This is a genomic window from Coleofasciculus sp. E1-EBD-02 (assembly GCF_040218245.1).
Lineage (GTDB): Bacteria > Cyanobacteriota > Cyanobacteriia > Cyanobacteriales > Coleofasciculaceae > Coleofasciculus.
Map to the genome: position 1 here is coordinate 11,507 of NZ_JAVJQN010000006.1, position 26,008 is coordinate 37,514.

23 protein-coding genes and 3 pseudogenes are annotated in these 26,008 nt (G+C 44.9%); 13 read left to right on the forward strand and 13 right to left on the reverse strand.

Annotated features, from left to right (window positions below; translation table 11 throughout):
* Nucleotides 1-201 precede the first annotated feature (201 nt).
* The 3 genes from RIC07_RS00465 to RIC07_RS00475 are packed head-to-tail and all read left to right on the forward strand — an operon-like array spanning nucleotide 202 to nucleotide 5,697.
* Nucleotides 202-4,233 (forward strand): response regulator, encoded by a 4,032-nt coding sequence (locus RIC07_RS00465; RefSeq protein ID WP_446392797.1) that lies wholly within the window; start codon nucleotides 202-204, stop codon nucleotides 4,231-4,233.
* Nucleotides 4,230-4,457, forward strand: a complete 228-nt coding sequence (locus tag RIC07_RS00470) for a hypothetical protein (protein WP_446392798.1) — start codon at nucleotides 4,230-4,232, stop codon at nucleotides 4,455-4,457. Before RIC07_RS00465 ends, RIC07_RS00470 begins: the two co-directional genes overlap by 4 nt.
* On the forward strand, nucleotides 4,435-5,697 hold the full coding sequence (locus RIC07_RS00475; protein WP_446392799.1) for a sensor histidine kinase: 1,263 nt from the start codon (nucleotides 4,435-4,437) through the stop codon (nucleotides 5,695-5,697). The genes RIC07_RS00470 and RIC07_RS00475 overlap by 23 nt, the downstream gene beginning before the upstream one ends.
* Before the next feature lie 71 nt (nucleotides 5,698-5,768).
* Here RIC07_RS00475 and RIC07_RS00480 read toward each other — a convergent pair whose 3' ends face one another.
* The 4 genes from RIC07_RS00480 to RIC07_RS00495 all read right to left on the reverse strand — a co-directional run bounded on the left by RIC07_RS00480 (nucleotide 5,769) and on the right by RIC07_RS00495 (nucleotide 8,958).
* Nucleotides 5,769-6,347: an Npun_F5749 family FMN-dependent PPOX-type flavoprotein gene (locus RIC07_RS00480; RefSeq protein WP_446392800.1), complete on the reverse strand. Its 579-nt coding sequence runs from the start codon at nucleotides 6,345-6,347 to the stop codon at nucleotides 5,769-5,771.
* 226 nt (nucleotides 6,348-6,573) lie between these two features.
* Nucleotides 6,574-7,386, reverse strand: coding sequence for an alpha/beta fold hydrolase (locus RIC07_RS00485; protein ID WP_446392801.1), 813 nt, complete (start codon nucleotides 7,384-7,386; stop codon nucleotides 6,574-6,576).
* A 70-nt stretch (nucleotides 7,387-7,456) separates the two neighbouring features.
* A complete protein-coding gene (locus tag RIC07_RS00490; protein ID WP_446378242.1) occupies nucleotides 7,457-7,912 on the reverse strand; it encodes an NUDIX hydrolase in 456 nt (151 codons plus the stop codon).
* Nucleotides 7,913-8,136: 224 nt separating this feature from the next.
* Nucleotides 8,137-8,958, reverse strand: a complete 822-nt coding sequence (locus RIC07_RS00495) for a hypothetical protein (RefSeq protein WP_446392802.1) — start codon at nucleotides 8,956-8,958, stop codon at nucleotides 8,137-8,139.
* 414 nt (nucleotides 8,959-9,372) lie between these two features.
* On the opposite strand from RIC07_RS00495, the gene RIC07_RS00500 reads away from it, so the two are divergent.
* The gene (locus tag RIC07_RS00500; RefSeq protein ID WP_446392803.1) at nucleotides 9,373-10,254 is read left to right on the forward strand and encodes an OmpA family protein; all 882 of its coding nucleotides are present in this window, start codon (nucleotides 9,373-9,375) and stop codon (nucleotides 10,252-10,254) included.
* A 55-nt stretch (nucleotides 10,255-10,309) separates the two neighbouring features.
* The gene (fmt, locus tag RIC07_RS00505) at nucleotides 10,310-11,320 is read left to right on the forward strand and encodes a methionyl-tRNA formyltransferase (RefSeq protein ID WP_446392804.1); all 1,011 of its coding nucleotides are present in this window, start codon (nucleotides 10,310-10,312) and stop codon (nucleotides 11,318-11,320) included.
* Nucleotides 11,321-11,468: 148 nt separating this feature from the next.
* On the opposite strand, the gene RIC07_RS00510 is transcribed toward fmt, so the two are convergent.
* The gene (locus tag RIC07_RS00510) at nucleotides 11,469-11,930 is read right to left on the reverse strand and encodes a pentapeptide repeat-containing protein (RefSeq protein ID WP_446351619.1); all 462 of its coding nucleotides are present in this window, start codon (nucleotides 11,928-11,930) and stop codon (nucleotides 11,469-11,471) included.
* Nucleotides 11,931-12,221: 291 nt separating this feature from the next.
* Nucleotides 12,222-12,677: a hypothetical protein gene (locus RIC07_RS00515; RefSeq protein WP_446378252.1), complete on the reverse strand. Its 456-nt coding sequence runs from the start codon at nucleotides 12,675-12,677 to the stop codon at nucleotides 12,222-12,224.
* Nucleotides 12,678-12,785: 108 nt separating this feature from the next.
* Here RIC07_RS00515 and RIC07_RS00520 point away from each other — a divergent pair, with 108 nt between their 5' ends.
* Both RIC07_RS00520 and RIC07_RS00525 read left to right on the forward strand, forming a co-directional pair.
* On the forward strand, nucleotides 12,786-13,751 hold the full coding sequence (locus RIC07_RS00520; RefSeq protein WP_446392805.1) for a YihY/virulence factor BrkB family protein: 966 nt from the start codon (nucleotides 12,786-12,788) through the stop codon (nucleotides 13,749-13,751).
* Nucleotides 13,748-14,221 (forward strand): DUF4112 domain-containing protein, encoded by a 474-nt coding sequence (locus RIC07_RS00525; RefSeq protein ID WP_446392806.1) that lies wholly within the window; start codon nucleotides 13,748-13,750, stop codon nucleotides 14,219-14,221. The genes RIC07_RS00520 and RIC07_RS00525 overlap by 4 nt, the downstream gene beginning before the upstream one ends.
* Before the next feature lie 175 nt (nucleotides 14,222-14,396).
* Here the strand turns inward: RIC07_RS00525 and RIC07_RS00530 are convergent, their stop codons facing one another.
* The gene (locus RIC07_RS00530) at nucleotides 14,397-15,200 is read right to left on the reverse strand and encodes a cobyrinic acid a,c-diamide synthase (protein ID WP_446392807.1); all 804 of its coding nucleotides are present in this window, start codon (nucleotides 15,198-15,200) and stop codon (nucleotides 14,397-14,399) included.
* A 371-nt stretch (nucleotides 15,201-15,571) separates the two neighbouring features.
* Nucleotides 15,572-16,375, reverse strand: coding sequence for a hypothetical protein (locus tag RIC07_RS00535; RefSeq protein WP_446392808.1), 804 nt, complete (start codon nucleotides 16,373-16,375; stop codon nucleotides 15,572-15,574).
* 547 nt (nucleotides 16,376-16,922) lie between these two features.
* On the opposite strand from RIC07_RS00535, the gene RIC07_RS00540 reads away from it, so the two are divergent.
* Nucleotides 16,923-17,957: a hypothetical protein gene (locus tag RIC07_RS00540; RefSeq protein ID WP_006099671.1), complete on the forward strand. Its 1,035-nt coding sequence runs from the start codon at nucleotides 16,923-16,925 to the stop codon at nucleotides 17,955-17,957.
* A gap of 943 nt (nucleotides 17,958-18,900) precedes the next feature.
* Nucleotides 18,901-20,733 carry a tetratricopeptide repeat protein gene (locus tag RIC07_RS00545; RefSeq protein ID WP_446392809.1) on the forward strand — a complete coding sequence of 611 codons (1,833 nt, stop codon included), beginning with the start codon at nucleotides 18,901-18,903 and terminating at the stop codon, nucleotides 20,731-20,733.
* Nucleotides 20,734-21,477: 744 nt separating this feature from the next.
* On the opposite strand, the gene RIC07_RS00550 is transcribed toward RIC07_RS00545, so the two are convergent.
* Nucleotides 21,478-21,648: a hypothetical protein gene (locus tag RIC07_RS00550; RefSeq protein ID WP_446392810.1), complete on the reverse strand. Its 171-nt coding sequence runs from the start codon at nucleotides 21,646-21,648 to the stop codon at nucleotides 21,478-21,480.
* A gap of 10 nt (nucleotides 21,649-21,658) precedes the next feature.
* Nucleotides 21,659-22,186, reverse strand: a complete 528-nt coding sequence (locus RIC07_RS00555; protein WP_446392811.1) for a hypothetical protein — start codon at nucleotides 22,184-22,186, stop codon at nucleotides 21,659-21,661.
* Here RIC07_RS00555 and RIC07_RS00560 point away from each other — a divergent pair.
* Nucleotides 22,177-22,956: an ABC transporter permease gene (locus RIC07_RS00560; RefSeq protein ID WP_446392812.1), complete on the forward strand. Its 780-nt coding sequence runs from the start codon at nucleotides 22,177-22,179 to the stop codon at nucleotides 22,954-22,956. The genes RIC07_RS00555 and RIC07_RS00560 overlap by 10 nt on opposite strands.
* Nucleotides 22,957-22,978: 22 nt before the next feature.
* On the opposite strand, the gene RIC07_RS00565 is transcribed toward RIC07_RS00560, so the two are convergent.
* Nucleotides 22,979-23,149: a hypothetical protein gene (locus RIC07_RS00565; protein WP_446392813.1), complete on the reverse strand. Its 171-nt coding sequence runs from the start codon at nucleotides 23,147-23,149 to the stop codon at nucleotides 22,979-22,981.
* A 59-nt stretch (nucleotides 23,150-23,208) separates the two neighbouring features.
* Between RIC07_RS00565 and RIC07_RS00570 the strand changes: the two genes are divergently transcribed.
* Entirely contained in the window at nucleotides 23,209-23,733 is a 525-nt protein-coding gene (locus tag RIC07_RS00570; protein WP_446392814.1) for a hypothetical protein, read from the forward strand.
* Between the two features lie 258 nt (nucleotides 23,734-23,991).
* Here RIC07_RS00570 and RIC07_RS00575 read toward each other — a convergent pair whose 3' ends face one another.
* Both RIC07_RS00575 and RIC07_RS00580 read right to left on the reverse strand, forming a co-directional pair.
* Complete coding sequence (locus tag RIC07_RS00575) at nucleotides 23,992-24,369, reverse strand: VOC family protein (RefSeq protein ID WP_446392815.1); 378 nt, start codon at nucleotides 24,367-24,369, stop codon at nucleotides 23,992-23,994.
* 299 nt (nucleotides 24,370-24,668) lie between these two features.
* A pseudogene (locus RIC07_RS00580) lies at nucleotides 24,669-24,797 on the reverse strand (DNA starvation/stationary phase protection protein); the annotation flags it as partial.
* Between the two features lie 120 nt (nucleotides 24,798-24,917).
* Here RIC07_RS00580 and RIC07_RS00585 point away from each other — a divergent pair.
* Nucleotides 24,918-25,134, forward strand: a pseudogene (locus RIC07_RS00585) (hypothetical protein); the annotation flags it as partial.
* 5 nt (nucleotides 25,135-25,139) lie between these two features.
* Nucleotides 25,140-26,008 (forward strand): annotated as a pseudogene (locus RIC07_RS00590) (hypothetical protein); the annotation flags it as partial.

Below are 26,008 nucleotides of genomic sequence, written 5' to 3' on the forward strand. Positions count from 1 at the left end.
ATGTGATACAAGAAAACTAGAACTATTGTAAGGATCATCGAAACAATCTTAGGTTCACATACCTTTGCTCAAGCTATTCCTACCTAACTTGTTGAGAACTCTAGTCAACTGCTGATGATGAAAACACCTGCTTCAGCCCGGTGTAAATTGACCAACCTTTCCCCCAAGCTAAACCCAGTCAAGAGTTTTGACGTTTGACCAATGATGAACAAACCACCCTTTCTAGAAACGACCCCCCAAGATAATCACCAGCAACCGTTGGCACAGCCTCACAAGTCTTGGCGTCCCCGTCATTTTCTAGTCTGGATGGTAGTGGGTCTAACCACCGTGACGATTGGCGCTGTCGCCACAGTCAGCTATTTTGGAGTGCGCCAGCTAATCCTAGAAAACATCAAACAAAACGCGCTCAATTCAGTGCAAGCCGAAGCCAGTGAAATCGATCGCTGGCTAGCCACGCGCAAGGCTGAAGTCGAAACGATCGCCAGTACCCCGATCTTGCGATCAATGGATTGGTCGCAGATTAAACCGTACTTGGAACGGGAAGTCCAACGCAGTCGGAATTTTACCTCCTTTGCCCTGATCAAGGCGGATGGGACATTTCAAAGCAGCAATGAAGGTCAGGGGAATGTCAGCGATCGCCGACATTTTCAACAAGCGATGGCGGGAAAAGTCTACGTTTCTGATCCCTTGATTAGTCGAGCAACGGACTTACCGATTATTGCCATTGCCGCGCCGATTCTAGCACTTCCCCCTCAACCGCCTCGACCCATTGGTACAACGGTTGGTGCGATCGAGATGGAGCGCGTGGAAGAAGTTGTGGAAAACATATCCTATGGCAAGGACAGCTATGCCTTTGCCCTCAACTCCAGAGGCGTGCCGATTGTTTATCCAGAGGAAAAACCCTTAGGAACGGAAAGACAACCTGATTCCAGTTTACTGGAGTCCACCGAACCGGAGCTAGCCGCGATCGCTCGCCAGATGGTGAACAAAGAACAGGGAATCCAACAGGCAAATCTGTTCGGGGAATCCGTTTACGTGGCGTATGTCCACCTAGAAGAGGCAAACTGGTCGATTGCCTTAGTCATGAACGATGAGAAAATAGAAAGTCCGATCTGGTCACTCAACTTACTGGCTATCGTTCTGGTTGCCCTCTTGTTCGTTGCCATATTTTTCATCAGGCGACAGGTGAAACTCTTTGAGATGACACGGGCTAAAGCCGCCAAAGAAGCACTGCTCAACCGCTTGACCAATCGTATTCATTCCTCACTTGACCTGGATCGCACCTTACCCGCTACCTTAGAAGAACTGACATCGCTGCTGGGGTTAGAACGAGTCATTTTCGGGTGGTTGCTCGACAATCAGACGTTAAGAATTGCCTATATGTACACGGAGGAGGGTTTATCGAGCGAATGTAGACAGTTAAAGATAGCGACGTCCGGTAACTTAGAGACTCAGTTACGCAAGGGTGAGACCGTTGATTTCAAAGTATCCATGATCAATGGTCAATCTGATAATGCTGGTTTAGAAAACACCCCAGATAACCCTTTCTCGTCCCATCCGGCTACCTCTTCAGAGGAAACCTATATCCTGGAAAATGGTCACTATTCAGCGATTCCCATCCGTCCTCAAACCGGACCCTTGGGCTATTTAATCTGTATCCATGCCACCAGTTGGTCGTGGAGTCCTAGCGACATTGAACTCTTAGAAGCAATTTCTAAACAAATTGCCAGTGCTTGCACCCAATCCCATCTCTACGCTCAAACCCAAGAGCAAATCCAACTCCTCGACAATACCTTAAACTCATTAGAGCGAGAGCGCCGACAACTGCAACAAGTCATTGCCAGTGCGCCGATGGCAATGGCAATGTTTGATAACGAAATGCGCTATATGGCTCATTCCCGAAAGTGGCTGATGGTGCAAGGGCTGGAGGGGGAATCCATCATTGGTCGCTGCCATTACAACGTCATCCCAGACATACCGGAACACTGGAAACAGATTCATCAACGGGCACTCACCGGGCAAGTGATCACCAACCCAGAAGATATTTGGGAACGTAGTGATGGTTCTATCGTTTACATGCGCTGGGCAATTAACCCCTGGTATACTCCGAATGGTCAAGTGGGTGGGATTGTTATTGCCACCGACCAGATTAACGAATTAGTCGAAGCCAGAGAAGCGGCACTGGAAGCGGTACGGTTTAAGTCCAAGTTTCTGGCGAACATGAGTCATGAAATTCGCACCCCGATGAATGGCGTCTTGGGCATGGTAGGACTCCTATTACAGACTCAACTCACGCCCCGACAGCGAGACTATGGTCAAACGATTCGCCGTAGTGCTGACCATTTACTGACAATCATCAACGATATCCTGGATTTCTCCAAACTAGAAGCTGGAGAAATGGAACTCGAAACCCTTGAGTTTGACCTGGATGGCTGCATCGAATCAGTTCTTGATGTGCTAGCCACTCAAGCCGAAGCGAAGAACCTAGAATTGGCAACCTTAGTTGATCGCCAAGTCCCCCGACAACTCAAAGGTGATCCGGCTAGACTGCGACAGGTTCTGTTAAATCTGGCAAATAATGCCCTCAAGTTTACCCCCCAAGGGGAAGTGGTTATCCATGTCACCTTAGAAACCGCCACCTCCAAAAATGCCATGCTCCACTTTGCCGTGTCCGATACAGGAGTGGGCATTTCCCTAGAAGGTCAAGAAAAACTCTTCCAATCCTTTTCCCAAGTTGATAACTCCACCACTCGTCAATATGGCGGCACAGGCTTAGGGCTAGCCATCTGCAAACAGTTGGTCGATTTGATGGGCGGCGAAATCGGCGTGGAAAGTCAGGTGGGTAAAGGTTCCACGTTCTGGTTTACGGCAAAATTTGACACCCAAACCAACGCTGAATCCCCCACCACTCCCTTTGCCCTCACCCATCTAAAACTGTTGGTCGTTTCCGAAAGTCGCACCACCCGCCAATCGGTGCGTTACTTAGTCAATACCTGGGGAATTGGGATTGATGAAGCCAACTCCGCAGAACTGTCCCTAGATGCCCTGCGCCAAGCTGCTGCGGTTAACCAGCCTTATGATGTGGTGATCTGTGATTGGCAACTGCCTCAAGTCGAGGATGGATCACTGATTGAAACCATTCGCACTGATCCTGTGTTGAGCCAAACCAAAGCCGTGGTGATGACTCCCATGAATCAACGGGATCAAGTCGAACAATTACTCTCTGTGGGAGCGGCGAGTTATTTGCTCAAGCCAGTGAGAGCCTCACGGCTATTTGATAGTTTAATGGCGGCTGTAGCGCCCGAAATGATTAAAGAACAGCAGGAGGAAGAACTAGCACAACATACAACAACTGGGGACTTCACTCATAAACAACCTGCGACTCCTCTGAATATTCTCTTAGCTGAAGATCATCCGATCAATCAACAAGTCATTCTCAATCAGTTACAGATGTTAGGTTATGAAGCCGACTGCGCCCCCAATGGTCAAGTTGTCCTGGAATTAGTCGAGCAAAATTCCTACGATATCATTCTCATGGACTGTCAGATGCCTGTTCTGGATGGCTATGCGACTACAACTAAATTGATTGAGCGTTACGGTAGCACTCATCCGGTTATTATTGCTCTAACCGCTCATGCGTTTCCTGAAGATCGAGAACGATGTGCGGCAGTTGGTATGGATGACTATATCAGCAAACCTGTTGATGAGGAAATGTTGAGCGAACGGTTAGAGTATTGGGCAACCCAGATTAGACATGATGGGGACAAAAGGCAGATGAAAGAAGGAAACGAGAAGGTAGAGGACAAAAGGCAGATGAAAGAAGGAAACGAGAAGGCAGAGAACAAAGGGCAGATGGCAGATGGTAAGGAAGACATTAACTCAACACTCAACACTTCCCCAATTAACTGGGAACACCTCCAGCGTGTCACCCTCGGTAAAAAGTCGGCTCAAGAACGACTCTTGCACGCTTTTATCGAACATGCTGAAGCCGATCTAAAAGATATCCAAACTGGAATTGCTGCTGAAGATTATGAACAAATCTATGCCAAAGCCCATCGGTTAAGAGGATCGAGTGCCAATTTAGGCATGGAGGCGATCGCAGAATTAGCCGCCCAAGTCGAAAACCATGGACGTTCCGGTTCTCTAGCCGCGATCCAGGAAAACGTTGGTGAGTTAGAACAACAACTGACTACAGTTTGCGAATACATCCGCAGCATGAATGGTTCATCATGAATTCCATAAGACACACCGAGCGTGTTACCGAGCGTGTTACTGAGCGTGTTGCCGAGCGAAGTCGAGGTAAGTCGAGGTGTTCCCTATTCCCTGTTCCCTGTTCCCTGTTCCCTGTTCCCTGTTCCCTGTTCCCTGTTCCCTGTTCCCTGTTCCCTATTCCCTATTCCCCATTGCCCATTGCCCATTCCCTAACAAATAACCATGGCAAAAATCCTCGCCGTTGATGATGATATAACCGTCCAAATCATTCTCCAAGAGTTGTTAGAGAGTGAAGGTCATGAAGTTCTGCTAGCGGATGATGGAGAAGCGGCACTCCAACAAACCCAAAAACTTAAACCTGACTTAATCATCTGCGATTGGATGATGCCTAAACTCGATGGCTTAGAACTGTGCCGCCGCATCAAGGCAGATCCGCAACTAGCAACCATTTTTCTGATTCTACTAACCATACGTGAACAAGTCGCCGATCGCGTCCAAGGGTTAGATTCGGGGGCGGATGATTTTCTCTCAAAACCCATTGAACCCAGTGAATTGCAAGCCAGGGTGCGTTCGGGATTGCGGCTATGTCAATTAAACAAACAACTCTCACAAGCCCTCCACCATCTCAAGCAAACTCAATCTCAATTAGTTCAGAGTGAAAAAATGTCTAGCTTGGGTCAAATGATCGCTGGGATTGCCCATGAAATTAATAACCCCGTTACCTTCATTCATGGCAACTTATCCCACATTGAGGATTATACCGAAGATTTGTTAGATCTAGTTGAATGCTATCAACAGGAGTATCCCAATCCTAGCCCTCATCTACAAAACAAAATAACCCATGTAAATCTTGACTTTTTGAGTCAAGACTTTCCCAAAGTATTGGTTTCGATGAAAGTTGGCACTGAACGCTTGCGAGAACTGGTGTTATCCTTGCGGAAATTTTCCCGGCTCGATGAAGCTGAACGGAAACCCGTAGATCTTCATGAAGGAATAGAAAGCGCTCTTTTTCTAGTCCAACATCGCTTATCCAATTCAGCCGGACAGCCCGGAATTAAAATTATCAAAGAATACGGCGAACTTCCCCCATTTGAATGCTATCCAGGACAACTGAATCAGGTTTTTCTCCACATCATTAATAATGCTATTGATGCTTTAGAAATAAATAAAGAAAAAGAGACAGAAAACAATTATTCATCTCAAATTATACCAACTATTAAAATTAAAACGACTTTGGGGAACAACTATCAAGTAATTATTTGCATTATCGATAATGGAATTGGCATATCCGACAGTGTAAAACCTCGAATATTTGATCCATTTTTTACCACAAAACCTGTCGGTCAAGGTAGAGGGTTAGGGCTATCAATTGCCCATCAAATTGTGGTGAATCAACATGGCGGTGAGTTGGAGTGCATTTCTCAACCGGATATCGGGACGGAGATGATCATTAAACTTCCTTTTAAAAAATGTTTATTAGATTAAAAGTGTTTATAAAATATAGCGACCGCCAGGGCGGTTAGGACACTAGAAGCGGTTTGGTTATGCTTAATGATTCAGGGATTTATCGCTTGCGTGATCCATTGGCGATCGCACTCTTGAGTATAACGCCATCGGTTTTGTGGATCACCGCGCAATTCCAGGTGATCCACCTGTATCGGTTCGAGCAATAGGAGACAGAAATTGGGCAACGGTTGCTCCGGATCAGGTGGTGGTTGGGAAAACGCCGGATCACTTTCTATTCTAGGTTCACCCGGATTCGACCAAGCAAATTGCACACGCGCTGCATCAGAAAGCCCTTGCCAGGTTGTTTGACGCTCCTTTTTTAAAGTCAATTCGGGATAATCTTCTCCTATCAGAATAAGCTGACCTCTTAATCGAAATTGTTCGCGAGTCTTGGGAAAATACCAGCAAATTTCTGCCCCAGAATTATGATAAATTTGATTAACTTTCTGACTGCGAGCATCGGTAATAATTTTTAAGTGGTTATCGAAAAAGCCCCGAAAAACAACCGTGCGATTAGCCGGATACCCATCTGGACAAACAGTTGCCAGTTGAAAGTACCGAGCATAAGGTAAGCTGCGGTTGCGATGAAGGGCGCGAGATAGGGGAACTCGCCAAGGAGCAGTTGACATTGTATGAAATGATGAATGATACCAAATCCGCTTTGAAAACCTTTTTTGTCATGGCGATTGAAATCGCAGCTATACAAGCAAAGTCCGCCTGCGCGGACTGGGTTATAGTGGGGGTAGATAACCCAGATTTGGTATGATGAATGATACCATGTCCGGCTGGGCAAGTGGATCTATCATATCCATAGTTATGGGGAAGGAAGCATTAGCCTCATACTCTCCTACCCTTCTACTGATATTTCACAAAATAATCAATATGCTGAGCGATGATTCCGGGTACGGTTTCCGCTAGGTCATTTCCGGCTTGGTCAATTATCTGTAATTTAGTATTAGGGCTATGGTTGGCATAAGCTTGAGCGTGATCAATCACTTCAAGTGAGTCTTGTCTTCCTTGAAGAATCAGCGTAGGGATGTCTAACTTGGGTAGATGTTCGTGTAATAATTCCCCTTGAATTTCCACCCGCCGTCGCCGGAACAACAATTGACAAGCTGTTGGGGATTGCAGCAATTGTTGTCGCTGTGTTAACGCTCTCTCAATATCTTTGTGACGCCCAAATAACCGCGCCAGAGGTAAGAGCGATCGCAGGATAGTATAGGCAAGGGGAGGACGCCCGACTAACCACTTCCGCCACTGCCAAGTTTTCCAGTCTCCATCGTCTCGAATCCCTTCAGGCGCTAATAACACTAATCCCTGAACCTGTTCCGGGTGACGCAACGCATAACTAGCGGCAATCCAAGCGCCTAAAGAATGACCAACCAGGTAAACTTGGGGAAGGTGTAACGCCTTGATGAAGTTGAACAAACATTCAACCTCAACCTGAATTGAGTAGTGCAGTTTCGGCGTTTGGGAGTCACCAAATCCTAATAAGTCAAGGGCAAAGCAATGATAATCTTGATGGAGGTACTCAATTAGGGGTAGCCACTGACTACTATCGCTCCAAGACCCGTGTAAAAATATAAGAGTGGGTCCTTGTCCCACTTCACGCCAGAAGACTTGCCCCAAAGGTAGCTTAATTCGGGAATTCCGTAAGGTTAAATTCATCCTAGTTGCCAGGTGTTTCCAAACTCAACACTTAAAGTAGCAGGCTCTGTATAGCTCTCAAAACTTAACATTAGGCAACAGTGGTTTTACCATCAAAATAGTCCTGCAACTGTCGCCCATGATCGTGACTCAGGTTGCCCATCGGGATCGCTGAACGTTCAAAGGCTTGAACTGCCGTAATTTCCCACTCATCGTGTATCTGCATCGTTCCCTGAACCTCCGCTTCGACTACAACACAAACCGAATGAACTCTGGGATCGCGATCGGCGGCTGAGTAGATTCCCACCAATCGGCGAATTGCCAGCAACTCTAGTCCCGTTTCTTCTGCCAACTCCCGCCGCACGGTTGTGGGAATGTCTTGACCCCAATCCACCATCCCTCCAGGTAATCCCCATTTTCCGTTATCACGACGCCGAATCAGTACAATTTGTCCATCGGGTAAAACAGGGATAATACTTGTACCGAGGACTGGATGGCGGAAAATAATCCCCAATACCGTTTGGACAAAATACCAAATACGACCCATGGATTCAGATGGTTATGGAACAGGTAAATGATTGACTACAAACTGTTATCATAATCTGATTCTTACCGTCCAGATATGATGGGCATCATTGAAAATTCCTGCCAAGATACACTAGGATGGGGCAACTAGGTGATCCCCTGACACTTTCGCTTGAATAGAATAGTAGAGGCAATTTATGAATTGCCCCTACAGCTAAGATGGCTTGTGCCAACGTTCTTTTCTCTTTACCAACGTGCTTGCGGTCCCGTCCAAACTTGGTTAACCACTTGACCGTACACAATCGGTTCATCGTCAAAGGCGAGGTTGGTTTCACCTTGGAAATCAACGGACAACACGGGCCAACGCTCTTCACCTAGTTCACCGACGCGAAACAGAACCTGATCGGAATGGGTTTGACTCCACCCCAATAACACAGCATGGGTATAGTCAATGGGTTCAGGGGCGACGGTATACGTGCGATTTTTCTGGCGATCCCAAATCACCGCATAATCTGAAGCAAAGGATGTACTGAACAGCCCTTCAAACTGTCTTGCTAAAAGGCGATCGCTAGACGGAGACCAAGACACGGGGAGCAAAATGGCGAATGTTCCTGGCATATCCGCATCTTCATTACTGACTAAAGGATTATCAGATAAGGGAGATGATGCCGTAAGCGTTTGCAAATCCCCGGTCTGCAAATCTTCTAGGAACATCACGCTGGTAACCCGGCTGCGATAGAATTCAGGTTGCCCTTGCATGGAAATGCGGCTATAGGCAGCATATTGACCGTCTGGAGAAATCAATGATTGGCTACGGTAGTAGCGTAAACCAAAGGTATCACTCGCCGCTAGTTCCGCTTGGGTCGTCAACACCCAATTCCAAGGGACGGGATGAGGACTATCGAGAGGATCACTCTGCTCTACGGTCTCAATCATATCGGGAGCAGTTTCTTCAGTCACGTCGGGATTCGCTGGAGAAGAAGACACCGATGGATCTATTCCTAGAGGGACATGGATGGGTTCAGGCGTATGAGCCTGTTGAGCTTGGGTAGATACGTTAGAAGTCATCAGTAGCCAAGGAGCGAACAGTAACAGGTATGGTTGTGAATAAAACCATCTGAATAAGCGGACTATTATTTTGAACATCGATATAGGTGAGGTTGCTAAACGGTGCGTCTTGTGTGAGGAGCAACGTTTTGGGAACTATGGCAGTGTGCTTTAGTCTATGTATATCAAGCTAAGGAACCCTACAACTCAACCTTTTTACGAAAGTTTTCACTTATGCCTGGAGATTAGGGATTAGGGAAAAGTTTTGAGTTTTGAGTTAACTCCCCCATCTCCCTCATCTCCCTCATTTCCCTCGTCTCCCCGTCTCCCTTGTCTAGTTAGAGGTGGTGATAAACTTCTGGCAAGTGGCATGATCGAATTAATGGATGTATTGGTGTTATTCTTCTAAGGTCTGAATAAAATTCAGGAAAATCGGTGATTCAATCCGCTAATTCAGCAGACAAAACGACTTCTGCCTCTTCGAGGTCTCAACGCCCTTGGTTTCTCGTTTTTATATTCCGAGTGCTATTATTGGGCGTCAGTGGCGGCGTAGCCCTAATTTTGGGCATTGTCCTTGCCATGTTCTATCCCAGAACCAACCCAGAAAAACCCTTTTTCCTCAAAATGGCAAGCCATTTTGAAGAGCAGATGCCAGTCGTTTCTCCCCATACTACCCCAACATCGATACCAGAACCGACAGGTTCGCCACCTCAACTTACTCCTGTACAGAGACAACAGGTGCAAGCCCAGCTTACCCAACTACAAGGTCAACTGCGATCATTGAGTGAGGGAGTTGCCACCTTAGAAGCCCAACTGGGCAGTAGTCGCCCCAATGAATCCTTAGAAGCCCGATTGCAAGCGATCGCGCTGCAACTCGAAGGCGTTCAACCTCCCCCTGAAGAGGCAACATCCAATGGGAATAATCCGAACGCTACTGTAATGGCAGCTTCATCGGACTCATTCGGTTCTAGCCAAACCTTGAAGGTAACGTTACCGAGTGATGTTTTATTTGAGGGCAACAACAGCCTACTGCGTCCAGAAGCAGGCTTGATTTTAGACAAAATTATTGCAGATTTACGTAACTATCCGTCAAGTACCATCCGCATCGCCGCTCATACAGATAGCCAGGGTGAACCTGAGGACAATCGCGAACTGTCATTTCGTCGTGCCAAAGCTGTGGAGCAATATTTCGCTCGTGCTTTGGGGGATGACTACCGCTGGTTAGTTGTCGGTTATGGTGAAATTCGTCCCCTTGTGGCAAATGATACCGATGCGAATCAGCAACGCAATCGCCGAATTGAAATTGCTGTTGAATAAATTGTCATTCGTCATTTGTCATTCGTCATTTGTCAGTTTTTGCCTGAAAGTTAACATGAACGTTATTTTCTTCGGTACGCCTCAATTCGCTGTACCTACTTTAGAACGCTTAATCAATCATTCAGAATTTAATGTTCTGGGTGTAGTAACTCAACCCGATAAACGTCGAGGGCGGGGAAATAAACTATCTCCTTCACCCATAAAAACCTTGGCGCTAACTCATCAACTGCACGTCTGGCAACCCAAACGGGTGAAAAAGCATACAGAAACCCTCAGCCAACTCAAACAAGCTGAGGCAGATATATTTGTCGTTGTTGCTTATGGACAGATTCTGTCTCAAGAAATTCTCGATATGCCCAGACTCGGCTGTGTGAATGTCCATGGTTCAATTTTGCCGAAATACCGGGGAGCCGCTCCAATCCAGTGGTGTTTGTATCATGGCGAGACAGAAACTGGCATCACTACCATGCTTATGGATGCTGGGATGGATACGGGACCCATGTTACTGAAGGCTCACACACCCATTGGGCTATTAGACGATGCCCATCAGTTAGCTGTAAGACTGTCGAATTTGGGGGCGGATTTGTTAATCGAAACGCTGCTGAAGTTAAACCAAGGGGATGTTCAACCCATCGCCCAGGATAATTCCCAAGCTACTTATGCACCTCTGATTCAAAAGTCGGATTATGCTGTCGATTGGTCACGATCTGCCATAGAAATACACAATCAGATCAGAGGATTTATACCGAATTGTGTCGCCTCATTTCGGGATCAATCCCTTAAAATCCTGGCAACTGCTCCTCTAGGAGAGGCTTATTTTCCCCAGTTACCTACAGATTTAAAGATTCCGGAGCAACAGTGGTTGTCTGTAAAGGAAGCTTCTGGGCATCCCGGAGAAGTGGTGAGTATTATTAAGGGACTTGGACCGATTATTCAAACAGGTGAAGGATTGTTGCTACTGCGCGAAGTTAAGCTAGCTGGTAAACGCGCTCAGTCGGCTTGGGATTTTGTCAATGGTATGCGGGTAGCTGTGGGAGAGGTTTTAGTTTCACGTCACGGCGATTGAAATCGCTGCTACACAAACATAGGCGAAGCCTTCCCGAAGGGTAGTCCGCCTACGCGGACTAAGGAAAAAATTAAAGCAAAGGTAACCCCGCAAGAGTGGATTACCTTTGCTTACCCTGCTATTTCAGAACATGAAAGGAGTCAGTGGACTAATACCAATCTGGAACGACGTCTTCTGCTCCTTCACCCCCTACACCGATGCCTGTGTAGAATATGTCAGCATTACTGATGGTCATATCCTGCATTGATGCGCCATAGACGTTGGCATCGTAAATCGTGGCTTCTGTAAAATCAACCCGGTTTAAATTCGCTTCTTTCATATCCGCATTGGTGACAAAAGCGCCTGTCAAATTCGCCCCTGCCAAATTTGCCTCGCGTAGATCAGCACCTTCAAGGTTTGCGTGGCTCAGATTGGCACCTTGCAGATTTGCCTCTCTCAAGTCAGCGCCAATCAGATGGGCTCCTCTGAGATTGGCTCCCGATAGATCGCAGTTTGCACAGGCTCCAGTGGATAATAACTGTTGCACATGAAGTGGATTTTCAGCTTTGACGGAGCTAGCGAACACTAGGGGAGTCAGTAAGGTTATCATTGCTAGAATCTTATGTTTCATAAGTTCCCCCTTTATTTTCAAGTTTTTTTCCGTTCTTTACCTCACAATTCTATTATCTCATTAAATGAGCCGAAATGTAAATTATACCAAGGAGCTATACTAAAAAATCAAGGTTTCTTCACAGAAGCAAGTTCCGGTGAAAAATACTCCTTAAGGATGAAAGGGATTCTCTCGATATCCCTTGCTATTCTATCCAGAGACCTGATCATGCCTCTGCCTGGAGGGGGGGAGCTGATTACAAAATTGATACATTTTTCATGAATCAGCCGAGAATTCTGAATGATGAATCCCTCATTTTTCTGCCGTACCCCGTTGCTTGGTCAACTGGTCAATTGTATCGCCAATGACTGCGGTTAAGCTGTTGCGGGTTTGGGCGTGATTGGCTTGCTCAATTTTTAAGGCATTGATGAGGCGATCGCGCTCCATCATCACCTCGATCAGTTTTTGTTGCACCTGTTCTAGGGTTTGCAGTTTTGCCACTTCCTGTTCAATAGCAGAGGTAGCGTCGGGATCTTGAGCTTTGAATTGAGCCTTCTCCTGTTGCAGTTGCTGAACTTCAAGTGTGAGGGCGTCGATCTGTTGTTGGGCGAGTCGGGCTTCAGTGCGGCGTTGCTGGGCTTCAGTATTGTAGAGGCGACGCCAGTTAGCCGCAGATTCATTGGCAGCATCGCGATCGCGAATACTATCGGCGAGTTGCTGTTTCAGTTCCTTGATTTCGGCTAACCATTGTCTGACATCGTTGCTCATCGCAGACTGCTCCTGTAGGGGTTTCTGGACAAATAGGGAGTTGTGTAGATCCCTATACTGACTCCTGTTTATATTTAAGGGTCAAAAAATTTGGCACAGTAAGGGTGAATGATACTGCTAGCCCACCCATTCTTTATGCTACGTCCCCGTCTACTCCGTTTCTTACATTTTTTTCGTTATCTGAATCTGGCAACCCTGAGAATCACCGTCAGTCGTGCCTTAAAACATCGGCTCTTGAGTTTGTCCTCTCAGATGGCATATAACGCCATGTTAGCCCTGTTTCCCGCAATTTTGGTGATTTTCACCGTGATTGAGTTATTCAAACAATTTTTCCCTTGGACGAATCCAGCCGATCAACTTGGTGAATTAGCGCCAGAGCAGGCGATGCAACTGATGCGTAATTTTGCCGAGGGAATTAACCTCACAGACAATCGAGGTTTATTTTCCTTAAGCTTTATTATGGCAATTTGGGTGTCTTCCGGGGCGCTGAATGCGGCGATGAATGCCCTCGACCAAATTAATCAAATTCCTTCAGAAAAAACTCGACCCTTTTGGAAAGCGAAATTAATTGCTATGGGGTTGACCCTAGGCAGTGTTTTACTCCTATTCATCGCCTCATTTATCCTGTTTATTAGTAACTGGGCGGTCAACTTGGTGGAATATAAAAGTATTGTTGTTATCTTGTTGACCCTCTTACGGCTTTTAAGTTGGTTGATTGCCTTAAGCTTAGTTGCCATCGTCTTTGCGATTATCTACCGCTTTGGCATCAGCCACTGGCGTCAGGGAACCCCGATTATACCTGGAGCCGTTTTAGCTGCCGTATTATGGGCGATTGTATCTGGCGTGTTTCGAAATTACGTGGCGTCGAATTTCAGCAATTATCACAAAATTTATGGTGCTTTGGGGGCAGTGATTGTTTTACAGCTTTGGTTATACATGACATCTCTGGTAGTTTTATTGGGAGATCAACTTAATTTTACAGTAGGGGAGGCAATGCAAGCGGCTAAAGAGCGCTCAATTGAGAAACCTGAGTTAAAAGCAATATCTGAGATATCCGAATCTAAAATCCAATGACCCATAATTCCAAAACGTCTACTCTCCGGCGTCTGCGTCGGTTAAGCCATTTGCTCGACAATGCCATTCCCATTCCGGGAACACCATGGCGTTTCGGTCTAGATCCTGTGTTAGGTTTGTTACCCGGGGCAGGTGATTTTTTAGGAACAGCGTTCTCTGCCTATATCGTACTCGAAGCAGCACGGATAGGTATCCCGCGATCGCTCTTAGGACAAATGGTTATTAATATTCTTTTGGATACAGTCATTGGTTCTGTACCCGTCGTGGGCGATATTGCTGATGCAACCTGGAAAGCAAATGCTAAAAATATTGAACTGCTGGAAACGTATTGGGATAGTCCTCAACCGGAAAAACAGACGGATTGGTTTTTTCTGATTTGGCTTTTGCTAGGGTTACTTATAGCCGTAACCATTATCGCTACTCTTAGCTTGCTGGTCATCAAAGGATTTTTTGCAGTAATCAACGGGTAAAAAATTAGCAGAGATTTATCACACACAAACTCTCTTGACTCTATTGCTATCAATATCGTCATCGGCTACAATAAACGCCAGTCAGTCCTTTTTTTACTTATTAATCATATAGCTGTCATCATAAAGGTGAGAATAGATTGAACGGATGCAACGACTATGTAGCAGTCATAAACCTTTAAACAGTGGCATAAAATATACACTCCGGTTCCTCATTACTATAGATATAGTCATAGTCAAACGTCAAAAAATCCAGATTACAGCTTATTGAAAATCCTAAATTTAGGATTATTTGATGGGTGAAAGTAGATAAAACTAATTCAATGAGTTTCTTTTCAGAAATATTGGGCTGCTTGATATAGTAATCGCGCTTAGCAAAAAATACGTTTTCATTTTTCGGTACAACAATTCCATTAATTCGATGAGAATATTGGATAGGCTTAATATAACTTCGGATAAAACATTCTTGATTTTTCTGAAGCTGATACAATCGCTCGTGTTGTAGCCAGCTCATCTGAAACATCATTTTGATCACTTCACAGCCCAAAATATAATTGAAAAGATTATGACGTTCTTCTGGACTGTGAATCAGTCGCAGCACAAACTCTAAATAGAGTTCGGGTTCTTTTTGTAAGGTTTGTGCTGAATGAATACAAAATTGTTCGATATAGCTGTTTAACACCAAAGGATTGAGGTCTTTTTCAATACAGAATTTTCGCAAATACTTGGTGACTAGCTGAAGGCGGATTCGATCTTGCAGAATCTCCTCCACCAAGCTATCAGCTACATAATCATCTAAAAAACCCGTCAACTCGGCTTGTATTTCTGGTGAAGTCGCACACATTAAATAGCAAAGGGACATAATATGCTTTCGCTGATCTGAGGGAAGGGTATTTGCCCATTTTTTTACAGCTAATGTAATCTTCTCTAGGACGCCAATCCCTTGAGTTTCTTCTAGACTGTTCGAGTTCTTGGTTAGCATCGTTGAAACTGTCATAAACAATGGTTTTAGCAGTCACGGTCGGGGAAATAATCAATTTAACAGCATCTTTACTGATCTGCCAACTGATCGCTTATCTGTTCTGTCTCCACTTTGATTACAATTCTTAAAAAACAGCAAACTTTTTGAACAGTGCCATTAGGCTAGATTCAACCCTTTACCACGCCCTTGAATATATCAGTCCCAGTCTCTTAGTGACTTATTAGACAATTACTTAACCCTATCTGTCAAGCCTTTCTATGGAAAAATTTAGATATCAGAGGAGAAGCTTTAATTTTTTTTACAATCCTTAGACTTTTTCAGTCTCGATGACATCAGCAACTGAAAATTAGGGTGTCAACGTCTAAATCCGATCAGCAAAGAAAAATACATTCGGGTTCTGAGTTAAAAATAGAGTCATAGTCAAACATAACAAAATCAAGATTATGGCTAATAAAAAAGCCAAGGTTACTGACTTGAGCGGTTGTAAAGGTAGACATTAGCAACTCAGTTAATTGTTTGTTTCTAATATCCGGCTTTTTGATAAAGTAATCCCGCTTAGCAAAGAAAAGGGTTTCGTCTTTAGGGACAACCAGACCATTCAAGCGATGGGTATGTTGAATGGGCTTAATATAATGGTTAATAAAATATTCCTGGTTTTTCTGTAAACGATAAAATCGCTCATGTTGCAGCCAGCTCATTTGGAAAAGCATTTTGATGATTTCACTACCTAAGATGTAATGAAATAGATTATTCCGTTCTTCGGGATCATTAATGAGATGGAGAACAGATTCTAAATACTCGATGTCCCGATCAGGTTTAGTGCGTAAGTCTTGGGCAGAATGAATGTAATACTGTTTAATATAGCATTTTAATGCAGTATTCGTGAGTTTTTGCTTGATGTGTAGTTTTTTGAACGAGCGAGTTACCCAATCTTTAGGGGCTTGCTCTTGGAGGAGTTTTAACACTAAGCTGTCTGCCGTATAGTTATCTAAAAATTCTGCTTGTTTATCTAAGGGAACCGTACAGATTAAATGACACAGCGATAAAACATAGCGTCGCTCTTCCCAGGATAAATCATTAATCCATTTAAGAACTTCTTGAGGGATGAGTTCAAAGATACTTATAGTCTTTAGGTGTTCGGAATCAACGGGAATTGTAGGGTTTAATGTAGTCATAACCTGAAGCTGTCATCATTAGGGAAACAACAAGACTCTATTCGCGATCGCGTGAGGGATGATTCTCCTCCTAGAGATACTACCGCAACCTAGAAAAATCAACCCCTATTTATCTTCAGTCGCTAGCCTTCTATCCGAGTGCCGCGCTGTCATTGGTTTGCGATCGCCTTAAGTGAGATGTAAGGGCGTTATGACTATTCCATCACGGGCTATCTGCTCTCATCTTACCGATCCGCTACTATTGGCAGTACGCATTTTTTATCACCGAAGCATTTGCCGAAACTAGAGACAGGTTTATGTCAGGATTTTTTGACATAAGTAACTGTTACCTGTTCCTTCCTACTCTCAACCGTTAACTTTGATGAAAGTCCGACTAATTATAGGCATAGCATAATTGATGCCAAAACAGTGAGCTGAATCCTTGCCGATTGGCATATCTTGTGCATTCCCCGCACCTGTCTCACCCCTATTACTCTAGTGGTGGCGTCCCTCTATAATTTGAAAAGCTGTAATCACCCCGTTTGATCGCTCGACGATTAGTATCCCTATGGTTGAAATCCCCGAATCCACTGCCGAACTCGCGGCTGTCCTCGAAGAACCCGTTGATTTGAATTTCCAGCTTCCTGATCCAGAGGATGAGGACATCCAGGAGTACGATTTTCAGCAACTCGTCGATAATGCTTGGCGAGTGTGCGATCGCTTCGACTTACAAACCGAGATCTGGCGCGGGCGGATTCTGCGTGTGGTGCGCGATCGCGAGAAAAAAGGGGGAGATGGACGCGGTACGGGCTTTCTCAACTGGCTGAAAAGTCGCGAAATTAGTAAGAGTCAGGCATATTCTCTGATTGAACTGGCAAATAGTGCCGATACCCTCCTCGCCGAAGGCAAACTCAACCCCGATGCGATCCGCAATTTCAGTAAACGGGCATTTGTGGAAACCGCCAAATCTGCCCCCGAAGTGCAACAACTGGTTAGCGATAAGGCGCAACAAGGCGATCGGATCACGCGGCGGGAGGTGAAACAGCTAGCCGATGAATGGACAGCCATGTCCTCAGAGTTACTCCCTGATGAAGTCAAGGAAAAAGCCTCAGCCGGAACCATGCCCGCCCGTTATCTGGCACCGTTAGTTAAAGAAATGGAGAAGTTGCCAGAACTCCATCTGAAACCGTTACAAGAGGAAGTGGCGGCAAATCCTGATGTGGATACGGTGAAGCAAACCACATCGGACGCCCGTTTCTTGGCAAAATACCTTGACGCCGCCGCCCAAGTGCAAGCGATTCAGCACTCGTCGTTGGATATGGAATTGGCACTCCAGGAAGCCCTGCGGCTAGACTGCTTAAATACGGCGGCTGATTTGGTCAAACAGGCATCGGTTTTGGAACAAAGCGTGGGTAAACTTTATACCACCTGGAAACGGCTGAGTAGCCTATCCGACCGATTATACGTCGATACTGGGGCAAGTACCCCTCATCTGCGATCGCTCCTCAACTGTCTGGATCGTCTCACCAATGACGTGATTGAAGTTCCCCTCGATGAAACAGGCGAACAGATTGTGCGTCTGAAGCTGATGGTGGATACTTGAAATATTCCATCTTCGCGATCGCGCCCTTGGGTGATGCCATCCAAACCCTTGGGGTGTATTCTCTTTGCTGCTACGTCTAGCTTGGAAGTCATCTCATCGTCAACCGTTATCTTCCTTTCCAATCAAGTTATCAAGTTATTAGGACTAATTTTTTTGGGTTTTTATGATGACTAACTCTCTCGGATAAAACTTGATTCAGATTACCTCTACCCATAAGAAAGCCTTGGCGTTTTTCGCCGATTCTATTCCACAATTTTAGCGGTGTCAGTCCAGTAGTGGCATGGCACACCTTAATTGATGGTTTACCATTACACCCAGATACTGTAGGGGCGCACAGACGTGCGCCCGATTCAATAGTGAAATCTATTCCACAATTTTAGCTGTGTCACGTCGCCATCGTGAGTGGCATGGCACACCTTAATTGATGGATTAGCATTGTAGGGGCGCATGGCGTGCGCCCGGTTTAACCCTTAGACTTCGCGGCAATTGAGCCTGTCGAAATTCAGGGTTAAACGTCAAATCTATTCCACAATTTTAGCTGTGTCACGTCGCCATCGTGAGGAGAGTGTTCGCGCAGCGTTCCCGAAGGGTAGCGTAATGCACCATTGCTCTAAAGAGGGTCAATCTGAAAAATGTCATACCCCTTCCCACACCTTTGGGCAAGTTTCCTACCGTAGAACTATCAACAGCGCCTAATTAGACAATCGATGTAATCAGATTTCGTAGTCAAAGATGCGAGTCCTTGATGGTGTTGGGTTTCCTTCGTCAACCCAACCTACAAACTTGGTTGATCTAGCGTTAACTAATTAGGATATTTATTTTTTCGATAACCTTGCTAATGTTTAATCTCTCATTATCCCTATTAATTACAAATCTGACAACCTTGTTTATAGTCGGCTATTCAAATTTTTATCAAACGGCTAACCCACCCTATTTTCAGTCCATGAAATCCGAACCAACCACCAATCAACCCTTTGACCAAGAACCAACTGATAAAGGAATTCCGCTAGTTTGCTGGGTACGTGAAGCTTACTCCAAACCGGAGTCTGAGGCGCAAGTCTCGGCATTACTCAAGGTGGCAAATCAATATTCAGCAGCCGGATATCAAGATAAAGCCTCTGAGGTCTTAGAACAAGCCTTAGAAATTGCCCGAACTGTTGAGGATGTTCAGAGTAAAATTAAATTATTACTTCAGGTGGCTAGTGGCTATATAAATGCAGAGGAATTCGCCTCTGCTACACCCCTACTAAATTCAGCTTTACAACTCACCCAAGCAACTACAGACGAGCAAGCAAAACTCGCTTTTCTAACAGATATTGCTAGCCAGTATGCAGCAGCTAACCAGAAGGATAAAGCGGCTGATATAGTAGCCCAAATTGAACAACTGAGACAAACAATCGATATTCATTATTTTAGACGGGGTTCTATCCTCGACACTCTCACAAAAGTTTATGCTAAGCTAGGTAATCTAGAGCAAGCTTTTCAATTAATCGACACGATTGAAGTCGGATTCCCTAAAGACAGTAAATTAGCCAAAGTCGCACGAGAATATATTAAGCGGGGTCAATACGATCAGGCGTTACAAATTGCCCAACATCTAGAAGGCTTTCGCCCCCAAACCTTGCGAGAAATTGTGGGTAAATACGCAGCCCAAGGACAACTAAACCAAGCACTACAGATTGTTCAGACAATTCAGGAGGAGTCTACGGAATTTTCTGCTTTAGTTGAAGTTGCTGATAAGTTGATCGCAACGGAACAGCCGGATAATGTCGAGCCAATCCTAGAGCAAGCCCTGGAAATTGTTAACCGTGCCGAGGATGCTAATTTTAAAGCGTCAGCACTCACTAGCATTGCTCAATCCTATCGGAAATTTGGGCAAGAGAATCAAGCTGTTGAACTTCTTGATCGCGCTGCTAAAATTGCCGATATCAACAGCCATACATTAGCTAAAGTTGCTCAACAGTATTGGCAGACAGGACAAGAGTATAAAGCGACTCAAATAGCGATTAACTTGCCGGATGCTAACCAAGATGTATTATTTGATATTATTACCGAAAAGACAAAACAAGGTGAGTATAGCCAAGCCCTACAATTAGTCCATTTTTTCAAAGGGATGGATCGAAAAGTTTTTGCACCAAAACATATCGCCGAGGAATATTTAGAAGTCGGCTCAAGGGAGCCGTTAGCTGAAATCGTAGCAACGATAAAAGATGCTGAATCTAGAGAAATTTTTCTAGCGACAATTGCTGAAAATTATATAAAAAACGACCAATATGATACAGCCTTAACGATAGTCGAAGCCATCAATGATGCTTACTACAAAGCGGCTGTACTGACTCAACTGTCGCTTCATTACACGGCGGCGGGAGATAACAGCCAAGCCACTTCGCTACTCGCCCAAGCCACAGAAATCGCTAAGAACACTGATGATTACATCATGATTCATCCTCTGCTCAAACAAGTATCGATATTGACTTCGATCGCAGGTTTATATCAGGCGATTGGTCAACAGGAAAAAGCGGCTGAAGTTTTATCATTAGCCCAGAAACCAGCCGAAACTCTACAAGCAAGTGATGAAAACCTACCTATATACGACGATCCCGAAACAATGGCTAATCTGGCTCAGGCAAATCACCGACTCTATTGGCTGCAACTGGCTCAAAACTATACCGAAGCCAAACAATACGATCGCGCCTTAGTAACGCTGCGACTCGTAGACGATCTGGCGACAAGCAAGCGTTTAAGAACTAGGCTGGAATGTGCTAAGAATCTTTGAATCTTTAGCACGTCGGTTGGTGTCATTGTTAGGGATGGTTAAACAAAATTAAAGAGACTAATCATCCTAACGACTGATTCTAACTCGCAATACTTTCCCGACTGAGCCACTTTACTGAATAAATGTAACTTTAGCTACAAAAAAATAGGGTTCGACTTTTTAGAGACGTGACATGAATGCGTTACATCTTCGCTCTAATCACCCATTTCCTGATTCCCCTGAATGAGCCAACTCTATTATTTAATGTAACTCGTGATACATCTCATAGTAGAGGCGGACTTTGATCACATAGATTATTGTTCACCATCACTCATTTTTCCATAAACAAATCACCGCTGTTCTAGATCAATAGCACTGTAGGTATCCAACTCTTAGAGGAGAATGAGAGTGTAGGAAAAAAACCTAAACCTAGAGTTAGTGAATTAAGGAGATTGTGGCTATGTTAGAACTACTGATTTTGATGGCTTACTTAGTCGGCTGTTTTGCCTTTATCGAAGCGCTATTTGATAAAGAGTTCGATGGTTCCCGTTAACGTCGAACACAGACACGCATTTAAGACGAGTAAAGCTAAAAAAAGGCATTTTCTTGTAAAGTTATACATTAACGCCAACATGAAAACCAACATCAGGCGTTCATACTATTGTTTAAGGGGGATGAACCCAATCAGAATGCACCCTAATCCCCCTGCTATACCCCCGCTAGATTGACGGAACTAGCGGGGGTTTTCTTTGGTATAAGCGATGTTTACTGCTTGTCTTGATCTCCAAAAGCGAAGATTCCCTTGAACAGCATCAGTAGACCCCCGGCTAATATCGCGATCGCGAACCCGCCAATGACTAAATCGAATATGTGATTGTCCACGCTGGTTTTCCTACTCTTCCTGCAAATGCTAGCGTAGAGATTGTCATTCGTCATTTGTCATTTGTCATTCGTCACCAGTATCGCTTAAACCTTTGTCTAAAGCTTGAATTAACTGTTGCAGCGTTTGATTGCTATAACCAATCAGTGCCACGCTGGTGGGAAATAAGGTGAGATCTTGCCAACTGAAGCGGAACACTGGAAATTGAGGCACAATTTGCTTAAACACTTGATCGGCTTTAACTACATCCTCTTGGGTAAATAGGGGGGGTGTGTGGATGGTGCGAACATTTTTAATGGTGGAATGCATTAAATCAGGCGTGTAATAAAAATGTTCTAGTTCTAACTGTTTTAAGGGTTGAATAATACGTTGACTGATAGACTGGGTAAGGGGTTCGGGTACAAATACCACAGACGTTAGACAACGTTCGCGATCGCGTTCGTAATCAGAGCGCATTGCCACAACTGTCATCTGCCCTTTCCCTTGGGCGAGCTGGGTTTTGAGTTGTTGAATGGTTGCTTTTTGAGCGGTGGTATAGTTATCGTGCATGATGGCGGTGGTGATACAGGAGATAGAGTCTCGGTGTGAACTCATTTATTCAACTTGACCCCATTGATTTAGTTTGGGGATTGGGTATGATGGCGATCGCGATTGGTTTATCCAGTTGGCAGGGGTTAGGATTGGAGTTACCCTTAGCGTGGGCAACAGGGCGAACGGTGATACAGCTTTTGGTGGTGGGGTTTTTTCTGGGAGTTGTCTTTGCCTTGGATAACCCCTTAGCAGTTTTAGCCGTTTTACTGGTAATGCTAACCATTGCGGCGATTACCGCCCGTAACCGGATTGGCAAAAAGATTCCTCGACTATTCTGGGTAGTATTCGGTTCGATTTTCTTCTGTAGTGCCTTAACGTTGATTTATACCAATCTACTGATTATTCAACCGGACACCTGGTATCAGCCTCAGTATCTAATTCCCTTGGGTGGTATTGTTTTGGGCAATGCCATGAACGGATCTGCGATCGCGGGTGAACGGTTGGTGAGTACAATTACCAGTAGTCGCTTAGAAATTGAAACGCACCTGAGTTTAGGCGCTACCCCCCAACAAGCCGTGGCGGGATACCGCAAGGATGCTATCCGCGCCGGATTGATTCCTACCCTAAATCAAATGATGGTGGTGGGGATTGTCACATTACCGGGAATTATTACAGGTCAACTGCTGAGTGGCATTGACCCATTGAATGCGGCATCTTACCAAATTTTAATCATGTTTATGATTGCCACAACTAACCTCACCACGACAATCTTGGTGACTCGGGGTATTTATCGTCAGTTTTTCAACGCCCAAGCCCAGTTAAAACTTCCTTGAAATGTCAGGGAACAGTTAACAGTTAACAGGTAAGGTAGAGTTTTGAGTTAACTTCCCCATCTCCCCCATCTTCCCCATCTTCCCCATCTCCCCCATCTCCCCCATCTTCCCCATCTTCCCCATCTCCCCCATCTCCCCCATCTTCCCCATCTCCCCCATCTCCCCCATCTTCCCCATCTCCCCTGCACCCCAAAACTCCAGCTTCCTTAAGTGATGCTACGATAGCCCTAGTTTAAACAGCACCTAGCTAGTATGAGTTTTTCTTTTATTACCCCCCGTCGCCTTCTCGCTTCTGGTCTGTGTTTGGGCGTTCTGAGTACCCTCGGTTTAACCGTTCGTTCTCATTCATTGCTATCACCCGCCGTTGCTGAAGTTGCGATCGCATCCACTAAAGACGTCACGGCTGAGGATGTGGCGGGTACATGGCGAGGGGAATTAGCACCGGGTCAAATGATTACCTGGATTTTTACGCCAGATGGTAAACTCTTCATGACCGCCCCACCTGTTGCTGATGAACCACAACAGGCGTTAGAAATGCGTTATCAGGTAGAATCTAGTACCAAGCCGATGGGTTTGAATATAGACTTGGCGCAGGGGGCGACTGTGATGACAATTTTTGAGATGACTCCAGAGGGTCAAATGCGCGTGCAAATCGCGGGTACGACTCCAGGAGAAGCACGACCTGAAGCGTTTTATAATGCCACGGTATTTGAAAAAGTTTCAGATACAACCACATTACCGCCGAATACACAAATTGATGATTTTCAAAGTCGCTAGAACATTAGTTCAGTCGTCTAATCATCTCCTGAAAAACGGTAATATCAAAGATACCGAAAAACCCCTCTTTTGACCAAGGGCGGGGTTTTTTGAGAGGTTAAGCTGTCATGCATTTAAATTGGGTATTAGCTCAATGTAGCGAGCAAGATGCTCGCACTACGGCAAGGATTTCGCCATAATTGACATTAAGGTTGTAATGCCGAACAGCTTATCTATCGGTCGATACAAAAATTAAAACAGTAAAATCTATCCCATAGTTTATTCTCCGAAGCGTTGAATTTCAATGAGGTAACCATTGGGATCACGCAAGAAGCAGTGGTAAATCTTGTACGTTTCATTGAACGTCGGCGGCTTTTCAAAGACAACACCGCGCTGCTGAAGATAGTCAAACCACTTGTCCACCTGCGGCGTTACCAGGGTAAAAATTACATTCGATTGCTTGTCAGTGAGTGGAGTTTTTGTACCGCTACTTTGGCACACACCCACGTACCCATCACTACTCACCTGATAAATCCGACAACTGCCTTGATCGAGCCATAACTCCAAACCCAACACATCTTCGTAGAACCGTGCCGAGATGTCAAGGTCATGGGTGTAGAAAAAGGTGATTGAAGACTCAATCGGCGGGTGGGACATCGCTTCACTTGTTCCAATAACTGGGTCAGATAATCGATAGCAGTAATCAGTCTGTTAAGTGGAATGGCACTGAAATAAGCCTTGTTAGATCGCCAAAACCTTTGATATACCGTAGGGTGGGCATTGCCCACCAGCATACCAGTCAATGACATTCCACTTAATACAGTACCGTTTTATGCCAGTCCGACTACTTATTTGTTCTCCACAATTATCAAATACCCACCAGCCAAAATTAAATTCCGCTGGTGGGGCATGTTCGCTACGAAAGTCTAGCTTTTTTTCACAAAGCCCAACGTTAAGAGGGCTTGGAAGCTTGCTAATGCAATATTTAGTCCTTCACAAACAGGAGCGGTGACACCTTGCTCCAGTAGGATGGGATTATCGTGGACTTCACCAAATGCCTGGAGTAAACCCTGAGTATCTGGCATAGTTGTGTTCTCCTTCTCATTAAGTTGGCGTTATTGCCAGTGTCTAGGGTTAACTAACAGTCCGTAAATATCTAGACAATTAGTGACATAACTAGACATTTTCTATGATATAGTCAGGCAATGTCTAGTTTACCCCCCCAAGAAGCAGCCACTCGACTAGGTGCCACGGTCTTGCACTTTGCACCGATGGGAACTCAATGGTAAAATACAATCTTATAGTATTAGTATCGCTGGTGGTCATCGTCTTATCGATATTGTTGACCCTTCGGCTCCGCTCAGGGTCAACACCGAGCGAAGTCGAGGTGTTGACTTAATTGGTAAGAAATCGGGTAACGAATAGCTATGACGACGATAACTTATTGCAAAGGCTTGCCAACTCCCGCCGATGAACTTAACCCCATCGGTTTTACCGAATTGGAGATGTTGTTAACTTCATTGTCCGATATATTTTATCAAGCAACAGTTGAAACCGTTAACCATTTATTAAATAAAGAAATAAAATTTAATCAATCCAGTTGGAATAGTCTTATGCAAGAGAAATACGGACTCAGTAAGCGTTATGCTAACGGAGTCATTGCATTAGCTAGAGGAAAAACTGCCTCAGCTGCATATTGTAGAAAAAGACAGATAAAGCAATTAAAATCACGAGTTAAGTCAGCGAAAGATTGGGTAGCCAAAGCCACAAAGAAAATTAAGTTGGCTCGGAAGTTCTATAAAAAAAAGAACTGGATAGCCTCCAAAAACGGCTGTAATTTTCCCTTGTCGTCAAACCTGAAGACGAGAAAAACTAACTGGTATCATCTGCGTCAAGGTCTGCATCAGAAAAAGCGATATATCCACCGACTTCAAAATCAAATTAAACATTTGAAATCGGCGAAAATTAGAGTGAAGGTATCCAGCGGCGAACTATTTATTGTTGGTTCCAAGGATGAAAGTTATGGGAATCAAACTTGTCAATGGTCTGGGGAGACTATCAAGTTGAGGGTTCCGGATTGTCTAGAAGCCAAATTTGGGAAATATGTCAGATCAAAAATTGGCAGCTTCTCAAGAAAGATTAATAGATTACCCAGTAGCGGTGCGAAAACATGGCACTTCTATAGAAAGGATAATCGCTGGGTTGTTGCTGTTCAATTCACACCCGCAGCGGTGGAGAAGGTGAGTAGAGAAATTCAGTATGGTGCCCTGGGTATCGATCTAAATCCTAGTTCTAT

Coding starts and splice junctions, on each gene's coding strand:
- RIC07_RS00465 (WP_446392797.1), top strand. CDS start 202: ATGATGAACAAACCACCCTTTCTAGAAACGACCCCCCAAGATAATCAC.
- RIC07_RS00510 (WP_446351619.1), bottom strand. CDS start 11,930: ATGAAACATAAGATTCTAGCAATGATAACCTTACTGACTCCCCTAGTG.
- RIC07_RS00540 (WP_006099671.1), top strand. CDS start 16,923: ATGGTTGAAATCCCCGAATCCACTGCCGAACTCGCGGCTGTCCTCGAA.
- RIC07_RS00575 (WP_446392815.1), bottom strand. CDS start 24,369: ATGTCCCACCCGCCGATTGAGTCTTCAATCACCTTTTTCTACACCCAT.
- RIC07_RS00520 (WP_446392805.1), top strand. CDS start 12,786: ATGATACTGCTAGCCCACCCATTCTTTATGCTACGTCCCCGTCTACTC.
- RIC07_RS00545 (WP_446392809.1), top strand. CDS start 18,901: ATGAAATCCGAACCAACCACCAATCAACCCTTTGACCAAGAACCAACT.
- RIC07_RS00530 (WP_446392807.1), bottom strand. CDS start 15,200: ATGCTAACCAAGAACTCGAACAGTCTAGAAGAAACTCAAGGGATTGGC.
- RIC07_RS00485 (WP_446392801.1), bottom strand. CDS start 7,386: ATGAATTTAACCTTACGGAATTCCCGAATTAAGCTACCTTTGGGGCAA.
- RIC07_RS00475 (WP_446392799.1), top strand. CDS start 4,435: ATGGCAAAAATCCTCGCCGTTGATGATGATATAACCGTCCAAATCATT.
- fmt (WP_446392804.1), top strand. CDS start 10,310: ATGAACGTTATTTTCTTCGGTACGCCTCAATTCGCTGTACCTACTTTA.
- RIC07_RS00495 (WP_446392802.1), bottom strand. CDS start 8,958: ATGACTTCTAACGTATCTACCCAAGCTCAACAGGCTCATACGCCTGAA.
- RIC07_RS00470 (WP_446392798.1), top strand. CDS start 4,230: ATGAATTCCATAAGACACACCGAGCGTGTTACCGAGCGTGTTACTGAG.
- RIC07_RS00535 (WP_446392808.1), bottom strand. CDS start 16,375: ATGACTACATTAAACCCTACAATTCCCGTTGATTCCGAACACCTAAAG.
- RIC07_RS00550 (WP_446392810.1), bottom strand. CDS start 21,648: ATGACGAATGACAATCTCTACGCTAGCATTTGCAGGAAGAGTAGGAAA.
- RIC07_RS00480 (WP_446392800.1), bottom strand. CDS start 6,347: ATGTCAACTGCTCCTTGGCGAGTTCCCCTATCTCGCGCCCTTCATCGC.
- RIC07_RS00490 (WP_446378242.1), bottom strand. CDS start 7,912: ATGGGTCGTATTTGGTATTTTGTCCAAACGGTATTGGGGATTATTTTC.
- RIC07_RS00570 (WP_446392814.1), top strand. CDS start 23,209: ATGAGTTTTTCTTTTATTACCCCCCGTCGCCTTCTCGCTTCTGGTCTG.
- RIC07_RS00525 (WP_446392806.1), top strand. CDS start 13,748: ATGACCCATAATTCCAAAACGTCTACTCTCCGGCGTCTGCGTCGGTTA.
- RIC07_RS00515 (WP_446378252.1), bottom strand. CDS start 12,677: ATGAGCAACGATGTCAGACAATGGTTAGCCGAAATCAAGGAACTGAAA.
- RIC07_RS00555 (WP_446392811.1), bottom strand. CDS start 22,186: ATGAGTTCACACCGAGACTCTATCTCCTGTATCACCACCGCCATCATG.